The 18,981-nt window shown below is 76.1% G+C and carries 21 protein-coding genes and 1 riboswitch; of the genes, 11 read left to right on the top strand and 10 right to left on the bottom strand.

Going from position 1 to position 18,981, the window contains the following annotated elements; all coding sequences use genetic code 11:
• Nucleotides 1-353 precede the first annotated feature (353 nt).
• Nucleotides 354-1,703 carry a sensor histidine kinase gene (locus ACFV04_RS38570; protein ID WP_380535671.1) on the top strand — a complete coding sequence of 450 codons (1,350 nt, stop codon included), beginning with the start codon at nt 354-356 and terminating at the stop codon, nt 1,701-1,703.
• Entirely contained in the window at nt 1,691-2,353 is a 663-nt protein-coding gene (locus ACFV04_RS38565) for a response regulator (RefSeq protein ID WP_380535669.1), read from the top strand. Before ACFV04_RS38570 ends, ACFV04_RS38565 begins: the two co-directional genes overlap by 13 nt.
• 145 nt (nt 2,354-2,498) lie before the next feature.
• Here the strand turns inward: ACFV04_RS38565 and ACFV04_RS38560 are convergent, their stop codons facing one another.
• Together ACFV04_RS38560 and ACFV04_RS38555 are read right to left on the bottom strand one after the other, a co-directional pair.
• Nucleotides 2,499-2,894, bottom strand: coding sequence for an SsgA family sporulation/cell division regulator (locus ACFV04_RS38560; RefSeq protein ID WP_380344243.1), 396 nt, complete (start codon nt 2,892-2,894; stop codon nt 2,499-2,501).
• A 217-nt stretch (nt 2,895-3,111) separates the two neighbouring features.
• Entirely contained in the window at nt 3,112-3,546 is a 435-nt protein-coding gene (locus ACFV04_RS38555; protein ID WP_380535667.1) for an SRPBCC family protein, read from the bottom strand.
• Between the two features lie 189 nt (nt 3,547-3,735).
• Between ACFV04_RS38555 and ACFV04_RS38550 the strand changes: the two genes are divergently transcribed.
• The 4 genes from ACFV04_RS38550 to ACFV04_RS38535 all read left to right on the top strand — a co-directional run bounded on the left by ACFV04_RS38550 (nt 3,736) and on the right by ACFV04_RS38535 (nt 6,876).
• The gene (locus ACFV04_RS38550) at nt 3,736-4,497 is read left to right on the top strand and encodes a response regulator transcription factor (protein ID WP_380535665.1); all 762 of its coding nucleotides are present in this window, start codon (nt 3,736-3,738) and stop codon (nt 4,495-4,497) included.
• Nucleotides 4,498-4,505: 8 nt separating this feature from the next.
• The gene (locus ACFV04_RS38545; RefSeq protein WP_380535663.1) at nt 4,506-6,050 is read left to right on the top strand and encodes a sensor histidine kinase; all 1,545 of its coding nucleotides are present in this window, start codon (nt 4,506-4,508) and stop codon (nt 6,048-6,050) included.
• Between the two features lie 194 nt (nt 6,051-6,244).
• On the top strand, nt 6,245-6,670 hold the full coding sequence (locus ACFV04_RS38540; protein ID WP_380344231.1) for a hypothetical protein: 426 nt from the start codon (nt 6,245-6,247) through the stop codon (nt 6,668-6,670).
• Nucleotides 6,667-6,876: a hypothetical protein gene (locus ACFV04_RS38535; protein ID WP_380344229.1), complete on the top strand. Its 210-nt coding sequence runs from the start codon at nt 6,667-6,669 to the stop codon at nt 6,874-6,876. The genes ACFV04_RS38540 and ACFV04_RS38535 overlap by 4 nt, the downstream gene beginning before the upstream one ends.
• A 107-nt stretch (nt 6,877-6,983) precedes the next feature.
• Here the strand turns inward: ACFV04_RS38535 and ACFV04_RS38530 are convergent, their stop codons facing one another.
• Both ACFV04_RS38530 and ACFV04_RS38525 read right to left on the bottom strand, forming a co-directional pair.
• Complete coding sequence (locus ACFV04_RS38530; RefSeq protein WP_380535661.1) at nt 6,984-7,829, bottom strand: hypothetical protein; 846 nt, start codon at nt 7,827-7,829, stop codon at nt 6,984-6,986.
• Between the two features lie 100 nt (nt 7,830-7,929).
• On the bottom strand, nt 7,930-8,541 hold the full coding sequence (locus ACFV04_RS38525; RefSeq protein WP_380344223.1) for a MerR family transcriptional regulator: 612 nt from the start codon (nt 8,539-8,541) through the stop codon (nt 7,930-7,932).
• Between the two features lie 127 nt (nt 8,542-8,668).
• Between ACFV04_RS38525 and ACFV04_RS38520 the strand changes: the two genes are divergently transcribed.
• Nucleotides 8,669-9,082 carry a DUF3291 domain-containing protein gene (locus tag ACFV04_RS38520; protein WP_380535658.1) on the top strand — a complete coding sequence of 138 codons (414 nt, stop codon included), beginning with the start codon at nt 8,669-8,671 and terminating at the stop codon, nt 9,080-9,082.
• 108 nt (nt 9,083-9,190) lie between these two features.
• On the opposite strand, the gene ACFV04_RS38515 is transcribed toward ACFV04_RS38520, so the two are convergent.
• Complete coding sequence (locus ACFV04_RS38515) at nt 9,191-10,174, bottom strand: hypothetical protein (RefSeq protein WP_380535656.1); 984 nt, start codon at nt 10,172-10,174, stop codon at nt 9,191-9,193.
• 255 nt (nt 10,175-10,429) lie between these two features.
• Between ACFV04_RS38515 and ACFV04_RS38510 the strand changes: the two genes are divergently transcribed.
• A complete protein-coding gene (locus tag ACFV04_RS38510; RefSeq protein WP_380535654.1) occupies nt 10,430-11,140 on the top strand; it encodes a hypothetical protein in 711 nt (236 codons plus the stop codon).
• Between the two features lie 84 nt (nt 11,141-11,224).
• Here the strand turns inward: ACFV04_RS38510 and ACFV04_RS38505 are convergent, their stop codons facing one another.
• The 4 genes from ACFV04_RS38505 to ACFV04_RS38490 form a co-directional block, all read right to left on the bottom strand.
• A complete protein-coding gene (locus ACFV04_RS38505) occupies nt 11,225-12,163 on the bottom strand; it encodes an NAD-dependent protein deacetylase (RefSeq protein ID WP_380344212.1) in 939 nt (312 codons plus the stop codon).
• Between the two features lie 98 nt (nt 12,164-12,261).
• Nucleotides 12,262-12,852, bottom strand: a complete 591-nt coding sequence (locus ACFV04_RS38500) for an AAA family ATPase (RefSeq protein WP_380535652.1) — start codon at nt 12,850-12,852, stop codon at nt 12,262-12,264.
• Between the two features lie 1,181 nt (nt 12,853-14,033).
• On the bottom strand, nt 14,034-14,843 hold the full coding sequence (locus ACFV04_RS38495; RefSeq protein ID WP_380535650.1) for a maleylpyruvate isomerase family mycothiol-dependent enzyme: 810 nt from the start codon (nt 14,841-14,843) through the stop codon (nt 14,034-14,036).
• A gap of 114 nt (nt 14,844-14,957) precedes the next feature.
• A complete protein-coding gene (locus tag ACFV04_RS38490) occupies nt 14,958-15,761 on the bottom strand; it encodes a methyltransferase domain-containing protein (protein ID WP_360268170.1) in 804 nt (267 codons plus the stop codon).
• A gap of 202 nt (nt 15,762-15,963) precedes the next feature.
• Between ACFV04_RS38490 and ACFV04_RS38485 the strand changes: the two genes are divergently transcribed.
• Entirely contained in the window at nt 15,964-16,665 is a 702-nt protein-coding gene (locus ACFV04_RS38485) for a Tat pathway signal sequence domain protein (RefSeq protein ID WP_380535648.1), read from the top strand.
• Nucleotides 16,666-17,046: 381 nt separating this feature from the next.
• Here ACFV04_RS38485 and ACFV04_RS38480 read toward each other — a convergent pair whose 3' ends face one another.
• Nucleotides 17,047-17,628 carry a histidine phosphatase family protein gene (locus ACFV04_RS38480; RefSeq protein ID WP_380535646.1) on the bottom strand — a complete coding sequence of 194 codons (582 nt, stop codon included), beginning with the start codon at nt 17,626-17,628 and terminating at the stop codon, nt 17,047-17,049.
• A 106-nt stretch (nt 17,629-17,734) separates the two neighbouring features.
• A riboswitch (cobalamin riboswitch) is annotated at nt 17,735-17,893 on the top strand.
• Nucleotides 17,894-17,928: 35 nt separating this feature from the next.
• Between ACFV04_RS38480 and ACFV04_RS38475 the strand changes: the two genes are divergently transcribed.
• The gene (locus tag ACFV04_RS38475) at nt 17,929-18,147 is read left to right on the top strand and encodes a CbtB domain-containing protein (protein ID WP_380344194.1); all 219 of its coding nucleotides are present in this window, start codon (nt 17,929-17,931) and stop codon (nt 18,145-18,147) included.
• Nucleotides 18,148-18,162: 15 nt separating this feature from the next.
• Nucleotides 18,163-18,930 carry a CbtA family protein gene (locus ACFV04_RS38470; protein WP_380344191.1) on the top strand — a complete coding sequence of 256 codons (768 nt, stop codon included), beginning with the start codon at nt 18,163-18,165 and terminating at the stop codon, nt 18,928-18,930.
• The last annotated feature ends 51 nt before the right edge of the window (nt 18,931-18,981 follow it).

Raw genomic sequence — 18,981 nt, 5'->3', positions numbered from 1 at the left:
CACGGACGCCCCCACCTTTCGGTCCGCCACCCCTTCATCCCCCCGGGCGGGGGGGGCCGGCTATTCACTGTTTGGCCGCTCCGCGGGGGCGGGGTGCCCCCCCCCCCGCCGGGCCGGGGTGGGCCGCCGGTGGATCCGACGGTTCGCCGGACACCGGACGGCCAACGGCCAACGGCGGAGCGGAGGGTGATGACAGGGCATCGCCGGCGCTGGCCACCGCCACCGGCATCGGCATCGGGGCGCAGGCGGACCCGGGGCCGCCCGGCGCCCGGGGCGGGGGTGGGTTTTCCCTACCGACGGGGCCGGTCATCCGGGCTAGGGTTCTTGACGATCATCGGACGGAAAGGCACCGGATGTCCCTCACGGATGAGGCCGACGCGACGGCCGCGGCGGACCGGACGGCCGCGGTGGACGGGACGGCGGTGCCGGGCGTCGCCGTCCGGCGGGCGCTCGGCCGGCGGCCGACGGAGTTCCTGTTCTCGACCTGGCCACTGCGGTGCTGGCTGCACCTGCTGGGAGGCGCGCTGTTCGGTCTGGGGCTGCTGCTGACCCTGGTCGTGCTGGTGTCGGCCGGGATCCTGCTCTCGGTGGTGGGCGTGGGCCTGCTGGTGCTGGCCTGCGTCCCGCTGCTGGGCATCCCGGTCGCCCGGGTGGAGCGGCACCGGCTGCGGCTGGTGCAACCGGTGCGGCCCGCGGACCCGCACACACCGGTGCCCGGGGAGGGGCTGTGGCACCGGCTGCGGCACCGGTTCTCCGAGCGGGCCACCTGGCGGGAGCTGGGGTACGCGGCGCTGCTGGCGATCGTCTTCACCGGCGCCGGGCTGGGGGTGATCGCGCTGCTGCTGTTCTCCTGCGTCCTGGTGGCGTCCCCGGTGGTGGTGTGGGCCCTGGCCCCGGAGACCGTGATGATCATCCCGGGCCGGGCGATCCCCGATCCGCTGACCGCGCTGCCGTTCGGTCTCGCCGGCGTCGCCGGAGTGGTGCTGTCCGCGTACGCGGCAGGGTGGCTGACGGCCGGCCAGGTGTGGACCGCCTGGATCCTGCTGGCCCCGCGCAAGGACCCGGAGAACCGCCGGGTGATCGAGCTGACCCGCTCCCGGGCCCGGCTCGCGGACGCCTTCGAGGCCGAGCGGCGCCGCATCGAGCGGGACCTGCACGACGGCGCCCAGCAGCAGCTGGTGGCGCTCACCATGACCCTGGGCCTGGCCGAGATGGAGATGAAGGAGCAGAACCCGGAGGCCGCCGCGCTGGTCGCCCGGGGCCGCGGCGAGGCGCGCCGGGCCCTGGACCAACTGCGCGACCTGGTGCGGGGCATCCACCCGCAGGTGCTGACCGACCACGGACTGGCCGCCGCCGTGGCCGAGGTGGCGCAGCGCTCGCCGATCCCGGTGGAGGCCGCGATCGACCTGCCGCGCCGGCTGCCGCCCCTGGTGGAGGCGACGGCGTACTTCACGGTGACGGAGGCGCTGGCCAACGCGGCCAAGCACAGCGGTGCCACCCGGATCACGATCACCGGTACGTTGGTGGACGATCGGCTCACCCTGCTGATCACCGACGACGGGCGGGGCGGGGCGGATCCCTGCACGGGCACCGGCCTGTCCGGCCTCGCGGACCGCCTGGCGATCCTGCGGGGGCGCCTGCTGGTCTCCAGCCCCGTCGGCGGTCCGACGCAGCTCCGGGTGGAGGTCCCGTGCTCCGCGTAGTCCTTGCCGAAGACGCCGTCCTGCTCAGGGCAGGCCTGACCGAGATCCTCGGCCGCAGCGGCCACGAGGTGGTCGCCGCGGTCGGCGACGCGCGGGCCCTGTCCGAGGCCGTGGACGAGCACCGGCCCGACATCGTCGTCACCGACGTCCGGATGCCGCCGGACTTCCGCGACGAGGGCCTCAGGGCGGCGCTCGAACTGCGCGCCCGGCACGAGCGGTTGCCCGTCCTGGTGCTGTCCCAGTACGTGGCCACGGCGTACGCGACCCAGTTGCTCGGCGGCGGCGGGCAGGACGAGGGCGGCCTCGGCTACGTGCTGAAGGACCGGGTCGGCGAGGTCTCCGAGTTCCTGGACACGCTGCGCCGGGTCGCCGACGGACAGACCGTCATCGACCCTGAGGTGGTGCGGGTGCTGCTGGCCCAGCAGACGGCGGCGCGCCCACTGAGCAGGCTCACCCCGCGCGAGCGCGAGGTGCTCGCGCTGATGGCCGAGGGCTACAACAACCAGTCGATCGCGGCCCGGTTGAGCGTCACCGAGGCGTCGGTGGTCAAGCACTCCGGCAACATCTTCATGAAGCTGGACGTCGACCCGGCGGAGGGCAACCGCCGCGTCCTCGCCGTGCTGGCGCACCTGCGCGGCGACGCGAACTGACGGATCGTGGTGCTCTCCCGCCGGCCGTCCCCCGGGTGGGCGGCGCGACACCCCCGGCCGCGTCCCGACCACCGGCGCGTCCAGGCCACCGGCGCGCCCCGACCACCGGCGTGCCCCGACCACCGGCGCGTCCAGGCCCGGCCGGTCAGGACGCCAGCAGGTCCTCCAGGCCGCCGCTCCAGTCGATCCGGGTGTGTTCCGACCCGGCCGGGACGAGTTCGGTGGTGGCGGTGACGAACCGGTCGACCTCCGCGGCGGAGGTCGCGAGCAGGGCGACGCCCTCGCTGCCGGCGAGCGCGATGAGCATCCGGGTGTCGTCGAACGGCGTGACGTGGACGTCGCCCTCGCCCACGGGCATGTGGATGCCGGCCGTCAGCAGGTCGCGCGAGATCGTCCACACCGCGTCCGCCTGGAACGCGCTGAAGTCCAGGTCTATCGCGTAGGGGTCGTCGGGCCGGTAGGACCAGGCGACGTCCAGGTCCCGGCTGTGTTCGTCACCGGTCATCAGCCGCATGGCGATCCTGGTGGTGAGACGTTCCATCGAGCGGGTCCCCTCCTCGGGAGTGCTTCCTTCGAGCGTTTCGAGCGTGCTGCCCCGGAGTTCGCCGTCGCGAGTCCGTTCACTGCCGATCCGTCCCGCTGCCGATCCGTCCCGCGCGTGCGTCCCGCGCGCCTGCCGTTGTGAGTCTGCCCTCCCGGCGGGCGGAGCGGTGGCCCCGTCCACATGTCGGTTCCACGATCCACACCCTGACGCCTCTTCAGCCACTCACCGGCCCCGCCGTCTCCTCCACGTGGCGCTTGAAGTCGGCCAGGTCGTCGATGATCCGGCGGTCGACGAAGCCGAGCGCCTCCGCCAGGTGCTCCAGGATCCCGTGCGGCTCCATCTCCAGCTGGAGCATGACGCGGGTGGTTCCGTCGTCCATGTGGTGGAAGGTCACCACCCCGGAGTGCCGCACCGGCCCGTCCCCGCCGTCCCAGGCCACCCGCTCGCACTCGACCGCCTCCGTGGTCACCGCCTCGAACGCGCGCCGGCCGCCCGCGGTCCGCACCACCCAGGCGCTGCTGCCCGGGCCGTCCCGGTCGACGCTCACCACCCCGCGCATGAAGTGCGGGAAGTCCTCGCACCGGACCCACTGCTCGTACACCGTGTCGAGCGGGGCCCGCACCTCCACCGACTCCTCGAACCGTCCCATCGCTCCTCCTCTCCTCCCGGCCCGACCGCGCCCGCGGCGGTCCGTGGTGTCCGGGTGCCCCGATCTCCGTTCGGCATGCACGCGTCTTCACGGAATCCCCGCGGCCTTTCACGCCCCCCGGCCGCCCCCCGCGCCGACCGGACGCGGACGGTGTGAGAGAGTCGGCGGCCCGAACACGAGGAGAAGCCGATGCACGGGAACGGGCCCGGGGGAACGGGCGCCCCCGCCGGCGGCGGCCGGGTCCTGGTGGTGGACGACGACGCCGCGATCCGCCGCACCCTGGAACGCGGTCTGCGCCTCAGCGGGTTCACCGTCGCACTGGCCGAGGACGGCGAGACGGCGCTCGCCCGCCTGCTGCCCGCCGCACCGGACGCCCCGGGCGCCCGGAACCCGGCGGCGACGGACGTCCTGGTGCTCGACGTCTCGATGCCCGGCATCAGCGGCGCCGAGGTCTGCCGGACGCTGCGCGCCCGGGGCGACGACCTCCCGGTCCTGATGCTCTCCGCGCTGGACGAGCCCGCCGACCGGGTCGCCGGCCTGCAGGCCGGGGCCGACGACTACCTGGTGAAGCCGTTCGCGCTGGAGGAGTTGGTGCTGCGGCTGCGCGCCCTGCTGCGCCGCCGCCCGCCGCAGCCCACCGACCTGGTGACGGCCGGCCCGCTGACGATCGACCCGGCCACCCGGCAGGCCCACCTCGACGGCCGTGAACTGCACCTCACCCGGCGGGAGTTCGAGTTGCTCACGCACTTCGCCAGGAACACCGGCCTGGTGCTCTCCCGCGAGCTGTTGCTGGAACGCGTCTGGGGGTACGACTTCGACGTGCGCAGCGACGCCGTGGACACCTTCGTCAGCTACCTGCGGCGCAAGCTGGAGGCCGACGGCCGGCCCCGGCTGATCCACACCGTCCGCGGCGTCGGTTTCGTCCTGCGGCTGCCCGGCGGGAACGGGTAGCGGCCGCCGTGAGACTCTCCACCCGGATCGCCCTGTGGGCCGCCGCCGTCGTACCGGTGCTGGTGGTGCTGGCCGGGCTGCTCCTGCTGCCGCTGGTCGGCCGGGACCTGCGGCACCAGCAGGACGCCCGGCTGGCGAGCCGGGCGGCGGCCGTCCTGCCGAGCGTGCGCGCGCTGGTGGCCGCCGACACGAGGGGCCGGCCCAAGGTCGAACAGAACCAGCAGCGCAAGGTGCTGGACGCCGCCCTCGACTCCGGTGTGCGGGTCACCGCCCAGGACGGCACCGTGCTGCTGTCGGTCGGCCCGCAGCCCGCCGACGACCCGTCCTTCCCCACCGCGCCGGGCGGACCGACCACCGTCCGCGACCAGGGCACGGCCTGGCGGGTGCTGACCGTCCCGGTCTCCGGCACCGGGGCCAACGGCGGGAGCGGCACGCTCTGGGTCAGCGAACCGGGCGGCCTCGCGGGGAACCAGACGGCGGCGGTGCGCCGCCGGGTCCTGCTCGTCGCGGCGATCGCCGCTCCGCTCTCCGCCCTGATCGGCTTCGCCCTCGCCGAACGGGCCACGGCACCACTGCGCCGGCTCAGCCGCCGTGCGGCGGAACTCGACCCGGCCGCCGCCCACGCCACCCCCGGGGGCACCCCGGGCCCCGGCGGCGAACCGGGCACCGGCGGCGGCCCGGTCGCCGGTGGCCCGACCGGCACGCCCTTCACCGCGGAGCGCAGCGGCACCGCCGAGGTGGACGAACTCGCCGCCGCCCTCGCCCTGTTGCTCTCCCGCTACGACGAGCAGGCGGTGCGCACCGCCCAGGCCCTGGAGACCGCGCGCTCGTTCTCGGCCGCCGCGTCGCACGAACTGCGGACGCCGCTGATGAGCCTGCGCACCAACCTTGACGTCCTGGCCGCCCACCAGGACCTGCCGCCCGGTGAACGGGCGGAGATCGTGACCGAGCTGCGCGACGACCACACCCGGCTGCTGGACCTGCTCACCGCGCTCGGCACGCTCGCGCGCGGCGACCTCGTCGAGGTCGACTCCTTCGGCCCGGTCGACCTCGCCGACCTCACCGACGCGGCCGCCGCCGACGCCCGGCGCCGGCACCCCACCGCCGACTTCACCGTCGAACTCCCGCCGGACCTCAGGGTGTTCGGCTGGGAGCCCGGGCTCCGGATCATGCTGGTCAACCTGCTGGTCAACGCCGCCGTCCACGGACGCGGCGGGCCGACGCGGACCGAGCCGGCCCGGGTGACGGTCCGGCTGGCTCCGGCGGGCACGGTCGCGGTGCTCACCGTCGACGACACCGGGCCCGGTGTCCCGCCGCAGGAGCGCGAGGCCGTCTTCCACCGCTTCCACCGTCGCCGTGACAGCCCCGGTTCGGGCCTCGGACTCACCCTGGTCGCCCAGCAGGCCGCGCTGCACCGGGGCACCGCCCGGATCACCGAACCGCCCGGCGGGACCGGCTGCCGGGTGGAGGTCCGTCTCCCGCTGCCGGACGCCGACGCGCCGACCCTCCGGCTCCCGGCGCGGCGGGACTGGATCACGGGCGAGGAGCGCTGAGGACTGAGGGCCGGGCGCCGAGGGCGGACGGGAGACGGCGGCGGGCGGACGGGAGAGGGCTGAGCGCTCTCGACCGGTCCCCGTTCCACAGGGAATCCACAAGAAGCCGTCCTACGCTCCCGGCAACCGGGCCGGACCGGGCCCGCACCCACCGGCCCGGTGCCCGAGCTCGTCCACGGCAGAAAGGGACGCCCATGTCCGCCCACCGCACGTCCGTCAGCCGCAGGGCCGCCGCCCTCGGCGCCCTCGCCCTCGCCGGTTCGCTGCTCGCCGCCGTTCCCGCCCAGGCCGACGGCTCGCCGTCCGCGGCCCCGTCCGCCGGGTCCACGCCCACGGGTGACGGCGCGAAGGCCATCTGCAAGCGCCTGCCGAAGACCGAGCAGCACGTCACCAAGGCGATCACCCGGCTCAACGGCGACGCCACCGTCGGCGGCTCGGTCGCCCGTCTGCAGCAGCGTGCCGACAACGCCAAGGCCGCCGGCCACACCGAGATCGAGAAGCTGCTCAACGACCGGCTCACCGCCCGCAAGGGCCTGCTCACCACCCTGCAGACCCGCCACACCGACCTCGACGCCGTGGCCACCTGGTGCGCCGCCCACGGCCAGGGCACGACCAAGTGAGCCGGCGCCCGTCCGCCGTCCTCGCCGCCCTGGTCCTCGCCGGCGCCGCCCTGCTCACCGCCTGCGGCCCGGCCGGGCACCAGGACCCGGGCGCGGGCGCGGGCGCCGCCGACAGCAGCCAGGTCCAGGACATGCAGCACAAGCTCGACGCCGCCGAGAGCGCGGCCGCCCAGGCCGACAGCGACGCGGCGGCCGACGGCAACTGACCGGCCGACCGGCCCCGCAGCCCGACAGTTCGGCAGCGCCGCAGCCCGACGGCGCCGCGGCCGGCGCGGCCCGGACCGACGGACCGGGCCGGGCCGCGCCGGCTCGCTCAGGCCGCGGTGGCCGGCTGTTCGGCGTCGCCGAAGCGGGCCAGCGTCAGGGCGCCGGCCACGGCGGCCACGAAGCCCAGGACGGCGACCGGCGTCAGGTCGTGCCGGGTGTGGTCGCCGAGGACGAGCACCCCGACGACGGCCGGGCCGAGCGTCTCCCCCAGCACCATCGCGGCCGTCGCGGAGGTCACCGACCCGTGCTGCATCGCCCAGGTCAGCGCGGCGAACCCGCCGATCCCCGCCACCGCGACGGCGTACGCCGAGGGCTCGGTCAGCAGCTGCGGCAGCCTCGGCTCGGGCAGCACCCGCACCGCCACCCCGACGACCCCGAACTGCAGGCCCGCCACCAGCCCCAGCAGCGGGGCGCGGCGGGCTCCGCCGTAGCGCACCACCGCCCAGCCGGCGCCGAGCAGGGCCACCGCGACCAGCAGCACGCCCAGCCGCAGCGCGTCGTCGCCGGTCCCGTGGCCGTCCCGCCCGGCGGTGAGCGCCAGGAGCAACAGCCCCGCGCACACCGCCGCCACCCCGGCCCACTCGCTGCGCCGAAGCCTGACCCGCAGGACGCGGGCCGCCCCGACGGCCGTCACGGCGAGCGCCGAGGCCAGCGCGGCCTCGACCACGTAGAGCGGCAGCCGCTCCAGGGCGACGAGTTCGGCGGCGAAGCCGCACATGTCCATCCCCACGCCCACCAGGAACGGCCACTGCCGCAACGCCCCGGCCAGCGCGGCGGCCTCGCCCGCCGTCGAGCCCGTCCCGGCGGCACGGCGGGCGCCGACCGCCTGCAGCACGGTGGCCGACCCGGTGAGCAGCGCGGCCAGGAGGGCGGACAGCAGGCCGATGAGCATGGGCCGACGCTACGGCCCCGGCCCCTCCCCCGGTGGCCTGGCGCGCCGCCGGCCCCGCGCCCGGACGAGCCGACCCGGACGCCCGCCGCGCCGCCGCCGCTCAGGTGTTGCGGCGGGCGGACTCGTGTTCCTGGGCCAGCCGGCGCAGGGCGAGGAGGGCGGGTTCGAGCAGCACGGTGCGGAGGAGGGCGCTCTCGGCCTGGTCGACGGGGTCGGCGTGCGGGTCGAGCTGGTCCAGGTCGAGGACGGCGGTGCGTTCGGCGAGGGCGGCGTAGCCGAGGAGGGCCTCGTGGGAGACCTCCTCGCCGAGGGAGCGGAGGGTTTCCAGGGTCTCACCGAGGACGGCGCGGGACGGCGCGTGTTCGGAGACCTGCCAGCCGAGTTCGCCGAGCAGGGCGTCGACCTCGGGGGCGCCGGGGGCCGGGGCGGCGTCCTCGTCGACGGGGCGGGCGCCGAGGACGAGGCCGAGGACCTGGTGGCGCTCTCCGGCGTGGGCGGCGACCGCGCCGAGGACCTCCTTGGTGGCGCTGACGGTGAGCCCGCGGACGCCGATCAGTGCGCGGACCAGGCGCAGTCGGCGCAGGTGGGTCTCGTCGTACTCGGCCTGGGTGGCGGCGGTGGCGCGGCCGGGCGGAAGGAGTCCCTCGCGCAGGTAGTACTTGATCGTCGCGGTCGGGACCCCGCTGCGGCGGCTCAGTTCGGAGATGCGCACGGCTGCACCGGCCTCCTTCTCGTTCCTCTGGCATTTGGATACCGGAACTGTCTAACATAGATAGTGCCACTACCCAATATGGCGCCGTCCCGACGCCGACGCCGCCCCCCGACGAGGAGTGTCAGCCATGCCCACGCTGCCCTGGACCGCCCCGAACCCGGCCACCCCCGGCACCACGGCGGTCGTCATGGCCTCCCGGTTCGAGGTGCGGTCGCTCACCGACGTCCCCCGCTTCTTCCTCAAGTCGCTGACCGTCTGGCGACAGCTGCGCCGCACCCCGGGCGCCCTCGGCGCCTCCCTGATCGCCCGGCCGCTGCGACGGACCTTCTACACGCTGTCCGCCTGGGAGAGCCGGGAGGCCCTCGGCGCCTTCGCGGGCGCCGAACCCCACCGCACCGTCACGACGGGCCTGCGCACGACCACGAAGGAATCCACCTTCACCTTCTGGCAGTCCCCCGTCGAGCAGCTCCCCGTCCGCTGGACCGACGCCCACGCCCGCCTCGACGCCGAACGCGCCAAGGCGGCCGCCCGGCCGGCCTGACCGGCACCCCGGCGACGGTCCCGCCCGGCCACCGCACCGAGGCGCGGCGCCGGGCGGGACCGGGCCGCACCGGGCGGGGCGGGACCGGTGCGGCCCGGTGCGGCCCGGTCAGCGCTCCAGGTGCGCGAGCAGCAGGTTGGGGTCGGTGCGGGTGAAGTAGGCCGCACTGGGAACGTAGACCTTCCCCCCGCGCACCGCCACCGACGTCGGGTTGGACAGGCCGTCACCGGCTGTGAGGACGACGTGGTGGCTGCCGTCCGACGCGACGTACACCGCCTCGCTCGCCGGGTTCAGGGCCGCGATCAGGGCGTCGCCGCGTCCGGTGAAGGCGAAGTCGTCGATGCCCGCGAGCCCGTCCGCGCGGACCTGGGCCGGCCGGGCCCCGCCGTCCTCGCCGATGGGGATGCGCAGCAGGTCGCCGGTGTCGGAGTTGCTCACCCAGACGGCGCCGCGGTGCACCTTGAGGCCGTTGGCGCCGATGGCCGTCACGGGCTTGAGCAGGGCGTCGTCGGACCAGATGGTGGTGGCGCCGCCGTCCACCGGGACGGCGTAGACCACGCCGAGGACCGAGTCGGCGGTGTAGAGGCGCCCTTCGCGCTCGTCGAGGGCGAGGCCGTTGGGGAAGCCGGTCGCGGGCAGCGGGGCGATCCGCTCGGGGGCGCCACCGGAGCAAAGCCGCCAGATGCCCTGCAGGTCGTCGGTCCCGGTGGCGTAACCGAAGTACAGGGTGCCGTCGTGGGCACGGGCGATGCCGGTGACGAGCGCGGCCCCGACGACCGGGGTGGCCGGGTTCGCGGGGGCGGGCAGGGTGGCGAGGACGGTGAGGCGGCCGTCGGTGCCGACCCGTCCGACCTGCCGGGCGAAGGACAGGGTGAGGTCGGCTGAGCCGTCCGGTTCGAGGGCGATGTTCTCGGGCTGCTGCCCCCGGGCGAGGTCGAAGTGGGCGATGATCCGGGGGCCGGACAGTGGGGGCTCGACGGCCGCGGCCGGGGTCACGGCCGACAGGGCGAGGGCGGTGCAGGCCGCGGCGGCGAGGCCGACGGCCCTTCCGGTACGGGGTGATCGACGGGCCGGTCCGAGCAGGCGGGACATGGTCTCTCCTTGATCGACGGGGGTGGCGACGGTCGCCTGTCCTCCAGCAGAACACTCTTGACTGCGCGTCATTCGCGATCGGCCGCCGCGCCCGCCGCGACGTCCCCCGGTCGGTCGCTCCGTCCGCCTGGCGGGGCGTGTCCGCGGGCGCCGCACCGGTCCCATTTTGTGACGTGCCCCTGTCTAGTTCGTTCGCGTCCCGGTGTGATGGGATGTGCGGTCACGGGGTGATGACCGCTGGTGGGGGTGGTGTGTGTGAGGCGCAACGGACGACCGTCGGGACTCGACGGCGACGCGGCGAACCTGGTCGCCGTCGGACTGGTCCGGCTGGGCGCGCAGGAGTGGGTGGGCACGTCGGGCGGGGCCCCGGCCTGGGTGGGCGGCCTGCGGGCGGCCTCCTTCGCGGACGCCTGGCTGGCCTTCGGCGACCCGGCGGCACCCGGGCTGCGGGTGCCCGCGACGGCGGCGCTGCGGGCGGTCGCCGAGCGGGCGGCGAAGCTGGTCGTCGAGTCCTGCGCCGGGGACGGGCCGGCGGCCCTGGAGTGGCTGGGGCAGCGGTCCGCGGAGGCCCGCGAGCAGGCGCGGCGCGACGGCGTCCCGCACCCGGCGGAGCCCTGCGCGCTGACCCTCGTCTGGCACGGCGTCCAGGCGCTGGCCACCGGGGAACACCGGGACGGGGACGTGCCCGACGAACGGGATGACGGGGACGAGCCGGGCGGGCCGCCCCACGACCGGCGCATCGAGGAACGGGTCGAGGCGTACGTCCGGGAGCGGCACCGCCGCCAGGACACCCTCGCGCTCGTGCTGGGCTGCACCAGGATCGCGGCAGCCGCACTCGTCGAGCTGTGCGACAGCGACCCGGCGCGGGTGTGCGGGTGGCTGGAGGAGGACGCGGCACGCGCCATGCCGCGCGTCGGGCCCGTACCGCTGTGGGTGCCGGGACGGCCCTGGCAGCCGGCGGGCTGACAGGGGCGGCCGCGCCGCCGGGGCGCCGGCGACCGCGGCGCAGGCGGCCGGGGCGGTATCGGCGGCCGTCGGCCGTCGGCCGTCTCAGGCGGCGCCCAAGAGCCGGGCGGCCTCGGCCATGGCCGGCCCCAGCGGGAGGTCGAGGCGCAGCGCGGCGAGGTCGTCGCCCCGGGTCGGCCCCTGGTTGACGATGGCGACGGGCAGCCGCGCTCGGGCGGCACGACGCACGAAGCGCAGGCCCGACAGGACCGTGAGCGAGGACCCGAGGACCACCAACGAGCCGGCGGCATCGACCAGTTCGTAGCAGCGGTCGACCCGGGCGGCGGGCACGTTCTCGCCGAAGAAGACCACGTCCGGCTTGAGCACGCCGCCGCAGTCCGCACAGGGCACGACCCGGAACCCCGCCACCAGCTCGGGCGACAGCTGCGCGTCGCCGTCCGGGCGCAGCACGGCGTCGGGGCGGCGGAAGCCCCGGTTCGACGCGTCGAGGCGCTGGTCGAGTTCGGCGCGCGAGCTGGTGCGCCGGCAGTCGAGGCAGACCACCCGGTCCAGTCCGCCGTGCAGTTCCACGGCCTCCCGGGTCCCGGCCGCGTGATGCAGCCCGTCGACGTTCTGGGTGATGACCGCGGCGACGTGCCCCGAGCGGCGCAGCCGCTCCACCGCGCGGTGGCCCGCGTTCGGCCGGGCGCGGGCGAAGGCGGGCCAGCCGGTGTGGCTGCGGGCCCAGTAGCGGCGCCGGGCGGCCTCGCTCCCGGTGAACTCCTGGAAGGTCATCGGGGTGCCGCTGCGGCGGCGGCCGGTGGCGCCGCGGTAGTCCGGGATGCCGGACTCGGTGGACAGGCCGGCGCCGCTGAGCACCACCGCGCCGCGTCGCTCCAGCAGCCGGACGAGGCCCGCCACCTCCGCGAGACCGTCCCGGCCCGACGATCCCGCCGGGCCGCCCGGCGCCTCCGCGCCCTCCGGCAGGTCCGGGCCCTGCGGCAGGCCCGGCAGCTCCCGGGCACCGGCTTCCGACGCGTCCATACCGCCGAGGGTAACGCCGTCGCCGGGCGGCACCGCCGGGCGATGACGGGCGGCACCGCCGGGCGGCGGCGATGGCGGGCGGCGACGACCGCGGGCGGTTACCCGTCCTCGGCGGCGAAGGCGGCGATCCGCGCCAGGGACGGCCGCCAGCCGTCCGTCGTGTCCACCACCAGGCAGGGCACGTCGAGCGCGATCGGCTCCCACGACTCGATCGGCCGCTCCCCCGCCGCGATCCGGCGCAGGAACGCGGCGTCCGCGTGGACGGCCCGCGAGGGCAGGTCGGCGGCCCGGCGCGCGATCCGCCGGCGGGCCGCCCCGGGGTCGACCACGCAGCGCACGACGCGCAGGCGGGCCAGGTCGGCGAGCGGCTCCAGGCCCGGCCGCCACAGACGGTCCTGGAAGGCCGCCTCCGCCACCAGGCTGCGCCCCGCAGCGAGGTGTCCGTCGATGGCACGGAAGAACGCGTCCAGTGTCCTCAGGTCCAGGTCACCGCCGGGCTCCGGACCGTCGGCGGCCATCCGCTCCTTGAGTTCGTCCCGGCAGACCACCGGCCACCCGAGCGCCTCGGCAAGGGCGTGCGCCAGCGTGGTCTTGCCCGCCCCGGGCGGGCCGCTGACGGCGACCAGCACCGGGCGCCGGCCCGCACCCTGCGGGGCCGCGCCGCCGGAGGTCCTGCCGCATGGGGTCATGCCACCGGATTCTGCGCCCGATGCGCCGCCGCCCGCCACCTCCCCTGTCGGTGGCGGACGGTCGGCGCCGGGTCGTGGATCCAGTCGACCGCCTCCCAGGAGTGACCGCCCGACGTCGAGGTGTACGAGGCGGGACCGCCGGTCCACGAAACCGTGTCGGACGCGTACCACCGATCGGCGCGGCGCCGTCCCGGTCCGCCCGGCCCCTCCGGTTACCCGCCCGCGGTCCGGACGCGGTCGTCGGCGGCCCGCCGGTACGCCGCCGCGGCCCCGGCCTCGGACGGCCCCGGCGGCGCCTGCCACCGCCTCGGAGCCGACCCGGCCCCACCTCGCCCACCGGCCGAACGGCACGCGACCGCCACGGCTCCCCCGAAGACCCGGCACAAGGCTCGGACGCGTGGTGGGTCATCATGCGGCAGAGCGGTTCGAGGACTGCCGCATGGGTGTCGCCGCGGATGCCCCGGCGGATCCGTCGGCGCCGGAAGCCCTGGATCCGGGCGTCGGCCCCCTCCCCGACCCGCCGCACCGGCTCCGACGCCGGAGCCGTGCGGAACCCCTCGGCCGGCGATCACCGGCTTGATGCCACGCTTCCGCAGCAGGCGGCGGTGCGTGCCGAAGCCGTGGCTCGAACGGCCCGTGACGACGCCGGTCGGGCCCGGCCGGCTCGACCGGCGGCGCGCCCCGCACGGCCTGCCGTGGCCTGTCGGCTCCCGGCCACCGTCGGCGCGCCGAGCAGGGGCAGGTCACAGTGGGTGAGCCTGACGAGGGCGGAGACCGGGCGCCCCCGGCGAACGAGCGGCCGAGGTCCGGGCGGGTCGTCCGACCGTGATCGTGGCCCCGGGGCCGGGCGGCGAGGCCGGCCGCGGTGCGGTCGGGCAGGACATCCGGCGGACGGCGGGTCTCCCCGGCGATCGGGATCGAGCCGAACCTCCGCCCGCGTCGTGGGTGATCCCGGCAGATGGGCACGTGAGGCTTTCCCGGCGGACGTCTGATCCCCCTGCGCGGTGTGAGAAGCAGTCACCTGCTCGGGCCGGGCTCGGCCCCACCGACGGGTCGGGGCCCCGCTGCGCCGCAGGCTCCTCTCCAGCGCTTCTCCGGGCGGGGCCGGAAGCGGGGCGAGAACGGGGTGCTGCACGCGGCAGCGGGTGGTCACCGCATGCGGCACGAGCAGTCCCGCGCCCTCAGCCCCAGCCGGGTACGGGCGGCAGCGGCCAGACCGGTGGGGTCGGGAGCGTGCGGCCGGCGTGGCTGTCCGGGGCCGGACCGCGCCCGGCGAGCCAGGCGAGCAGGACGTGGCCGGGGGCGCTGACGGTGGCGCCGGTGGCGGCGGGGGTCCAGCTGCGCCCGAGGTCGGTGGCTTCCAGCCGGGCGACGGGGAAGTCCCGCGCGGCCAGGGTGGCGACGGTCGTGTCGAGTGCCCAGGCCACGTAGTCGGTGGGCCAGTCGGCCGTGGTGCGGCCGAGGGCGAGGTCGACGTGGTGGGTCTGGAGTTCGCGCCGGGCGCGGTGGAGGGTGAACCAGGCGGGGTGCCACCACCCGGCGAGGGCCCGGACGGGCGCGGTCCAGCGCTCGGCGGGCACGGTCGCCGCCTCGTCGGACAGCCCGTCCAGGCTGCGCCGCAGGTCGGCGACGAGTTCGGCCGCGTCCCGCTCGGCCCCCTCCCGCAGGGCCCGGTCCGGCGCGCCGCGGTCCGGCCGCGGCCCTGGCGCGGTGCCGGTGCGGGCGAGCGCGAGCAGTCGGCGGTACGCGTCGGCGCTGCGTGCGACGTGGGTGATGACGTGGGCGCGGCTCCAGCCGGGCAGTGCGGACGCCTCGCGGGCCTGCCGGTCGGTCAGGTCGCCGAGGGCGTCGCAGAGCCGGCCGGCGTCGGCACGGACCGCGCCGAGCAGGGCGGCAAGCTCGGCAGGGGTGGGCTCGGCAGGGGCGGGGTCGGCAGGGGTGGGCTCGGCAGGGGCGGGGTCGGCAGGGCTGGGGGCGGCGGTGGGGTTCACGGGCCCGAACTCTACGGCGGCCCGCCGCCCGTCGCCCCTCCCCGGCTGTCCGCCGCCCCTCCCCCGGCCGCCCCCTCGTCGGCCTCCATGGCGGGCCGTCGTCGGGTCGAGGTCCTACGGGCGGCGGGCCCAGGCGGAGATCATCGGGGCGGTGGCGAGGTCGAGCCGGCCGGAGGCGACGTTGGCGAGGTGGTGGTCGATCTCCTCGTCCGTGGCGAGGCCCTCCGACACGAGCAGTGCGCGGATCTGGCGGACCGTGGCGTCCTCCAGGACGGCGCAGGCCGGTGAGGTGATCGGGAAGTAGGCGTCGGCCTGCACGTCGACCAGGCCGGCCTCGCGCAGTACCCGGGGCAGGGTCCGCCCGTACGCGAGGTCGGCGCCGCGGGCCGCCATCAGGGTGCGGAAGCCGGAACGGAGCCGGTTGGCGAGGCGCTCGGCGGGGCCGGACTCGTCCGGGCAGAGCAGTGGCTGGAGCGCGGGGTCGGCGTCCTCGATGAGCAGCCAGCCTCCGGGGCGCAGGGCCTGGATCATGCGGCGGAGGGCTTCGGCGCGGTCGGCGACGTGCACCAGGACCAGTCGGGCGTGCACGAGGTCGAAGGCGCCGGGCGGTGGCGGGTCGGCGGCGACGTCGTGGGTCAGGACCTCGATGGTGCCGCCGGCGGCGGGGGCGGTCCAGGAGACGTCGATGTCGGTGGCGACCACCGTGCCGGTCGGGCCGACGCGGTCGGCGAGTCCGAGCGGGACGGAGGGGCCGCCGGCGCCGACCTCCCAGCAGCGCATGCCGGGGCCGAGGCCGATCGTGTCGACGTGCCGGAAGGTCACGGGGTCGAAGAGTTCGGCGAGGGCGCCGAAGCGGATGCCCGCCTGCGACTGCCGGTTGTCCAGCAGGTATCCGTGGTCGCTGTTGTGCTCAGCCATGCCGGGATTCTCGCAGGCGGACTGCGGGGCGGCTGCCCCGGCCCCTTGTTGACGAAACGTCAGCAAGTTCTGTCCACTGCCTTGACGGCGCACGGTCACGGTCCTAGAACCAGTCCTAGAACGTCGTAAGCCCCCGGCCCCCACCGCCCGGGAGCCGCGAAAGGTCGTCTTCTCGCCCCTCACCGAGAAAGAGGCTCTTCCCATGCGCTTCAGCCGCCGCCTTGCCGTCCCCGCCGCCGCCGTCGCGGCCCTCGCCGCCACCACCGCGCTCTCCGTCGTCGCCGCGCCCGCGTCCGCGGCGCCCGAGTCCGTCGCCGCCGTCCCGGTGCTCACCGCCGGCAGCGCGGGCGGCGCCGCCGTCGCAGCGGGCGACGCGCTCGCCGCGCCGCTCGCCGGGGGCACCGTCGCCACCTTCTACTCGACCGCCACCAGCACCACCGGTGTCACCTGCGCCGTCTCGCAGCTCGCCGCGAAGGTGCTGACCAACCCGGCGGCCCCCGGGTCGGCCACCGGCTCGCTGACCGGTCTGACCTTCGGCTCGTGCACCAGCAACGTCACCGGCGTCACCTCGGTGCGCAGCCTGACGGTCGGCAACCTCGCATACGGCGTGACCGTCTCCGACGGCCCGGGGCTCCCGGTCACCCTCGCCGGCGGGTCGGCCGGGCCGATCCAGGCCACCGCCGTGCTCAACAGCTGGTTCGGCACCATCACCTGCACCTACCAGCTCAGCGGCGCCTTCGCGGGCAACGCCGACAACGCCGCGCACAGCCTGGTCTTCCGCAACGAGCACTTCACCAAGAGCGGCGGCTCGGGCCTCTGCCCCGGCGACGGGTACTTCTCCGCGGCATACGGCCCGGTCGCCGACACCACCCAGCCGGGCGCCCCGGCGGTGTACGTCAACTGACCTCCGCGAGGGCCCGTCCCCAAAGCCGCGTCGGCGGGGCGACGCCCTCCGGGCGGACGGCGGAGGTGTGAAGACGGGCCCGGCCGCGCATCCCTCTGCGCCCGGTGGTCCGGGGCGGGACGACCTTCGTCCCCCTCGGCCGCCCGGGCGGCGTCCGGGCGGCGTCCGGGCCCACAAGCTCCTCATCCCGCCCGGCCCGGGCGGCGAGCCGGAGCCGAGGACCCATGAGGGCATCGAGTGGGTCCACGTGCGCTCCGGTCGGCCGCTCCTGCTGCTGGGCGACCGGAGCCCGCGCCACCCGACCCGCTCGCCCAACTCTTTGGTGACGATCAGTCACTTGTCGTCACGTGTCACAGGGTTACCGGACCGACCTCCTCGGGCTCAGGAACCGGCGGCCGGCGCGAGGTCCCACCCGCAGCGCAGGTTCCAGCGCCCCGCCCGCCCGGAGAGCTCGGTGACCGACAGCGGCCGGACGTCGAGCCGCCAGAAGACCGCCGGAGGGAGGCCGAGCGCGTGCACCACGGCCGCCCGGACCACCGCGGGCTCGGCCACCACGGCCAAGCGTCCTGCCTCACCGGCCAGTTCGTCCAGCCGGGCACCCACCCGGGCGAGGAGGTCCAGCACCGACTCGCCACCGTGCGGAGCCGCTGCCGGATCCGCCAACCAAGCGGCGACCGCCGCCGGTTCGGCCGCCGCGACCTCGTCGAGCGTCCGCCCCCGCCAGGATCCGACGTCCAACTCGGCCAGCCGCCGGTCCGGTTCGGCCGGCAGACCGAGCGCCTCGGCCGTCCGGCGGCAGCGCACCGAGGGCGAGGCCAGGCTGCGGGCGGGCGTCGGCAGCGCCCCCGCCGCCGCGCGGGCGGCCGCCGACGCGGCCTCCTCCGGCGGGCCGTCGTCGCCGAACCGGGCCGCGCGCAACCCGTCGCCGATCGCCGGTGCGACGAACATCACCCGTACCGTCATTCGCTCCCCTCCCGTCCCGGAACCCGGCCTCGCACCGCATACGTACCGGATTCCGCTGCCTGTTCCGTGCCGGTCGCGCGCCCGTGAGCCCCCGCGCAGCCCCTTGGCCAGGGGTTCCGGACACGGTACCGTCCCTGCGACAACTGAAGACGGCAGAGCGCGGAAGCCCGGTGAGACTCCGGCACGGTCGCGCCACTGTGAAGCCGCAGCCCTGGTCCCCGCCTCGGCCCGGCGAGTCAGACCCGCCCTGCCGTCCGTGCTCCATCGACACGGGACGCGTGTTCCCAAAGGAGGTCGGCCATGGCTCACCCCATCGCCCCCGCTGCCCCCGCCGCTCCGGCGATCACCCCCATCTCCGTCAAGGCGATCCTGCCCTGGGCCGTGTTCTTCGGCATCCTGCTGATGGCCCTGATCTACTTCGTCGGCGCCGAGCAGGGCGCCACCTCCCTCATCTCCGGCGAGGACGTGCACGAGTGGGTGCACGACGGTCGCCACCTGCTCGGTTTCCCCTGCCACTGATCAGGGGACGATTCCGTGAACTCCGCAACCGTCAGATCCCTGCTCGTCCGCGGCATGCTGGCCGGCCTCGGCGCCGGCCTGCTCGCCCTGGTCGTGGCCTACCTGCTCGGTGAACCCCGGGTGGACGCCGCGATCGCCTACGAGGACGCCCACTCCGCGGGCGAGCCCACCATGGAGATCGTCAGCCGGTCCCTGCAGTCGACTGCCGGGCTGGCCACGGGCGTTCTGGTCTTCGGCGTCTCGCTCGGCGGCATCGCCGCGCTCGCCTACTGCTTCGCCCTCGGCCGGGTCGGCCGCTTCTCCCCGCGCGCCACGGCGGCCCTGCTGTCCGGCGTCGCGCTGGTCGCGGTCTACCTCGTGCCGTTCCTCAAGTACCCGGCCAACCCGCCGTCGGTGGGCGACCCGGAGACCATCGGGAAGCGCACCACGCTGTACTTCCTGATGATGGCGCTCAGCGTGCTGCTGGCGGTCGCCTCGGTGATCGTCGGCAAGCGGCTCGCGCCGCGCCTGGGCAACTGGTACGCGACCGTCGTGGCCGTCCTCGGCTTCGCGGTGGCGGTCGGCCTCGCCTTCGCCTTCCTGCCCGCCGTCAACGAGGTGCCCGAGGACTTCTCGGCCACCCTGCTCTGGCAGTTCCGCCTCGCGGCGCTCGCCATCCAGCTCACCCTCTGGACGTCCTTCGGGCTGCTGTTCGGCCACCTCGCCGAGCGCCTCCTGCACCCGAAGCCGGCCACGGCCACCCCTCGGGAGGCCGCTCCGGAGACGGCCGCGTCCGTCCACTGACCGACACCGGTCCGGTAGCGGGAGGCCGGTCGGGGCGACACCACGTCGCCC

Origin of the sequence: Kitasatospora sp. NPDC059599 (assembly GCF_042735125.1) — a bacterium.
Classification (GTDB): domain Bacteria; phylum Actinomycetota; class Actinomycetes; order Streptomycetales; family Streptomycetaceae; genus Kitasatospora.
This window is presented reverse-complemented; position numbering and strand designations above follow the sequence as displayed.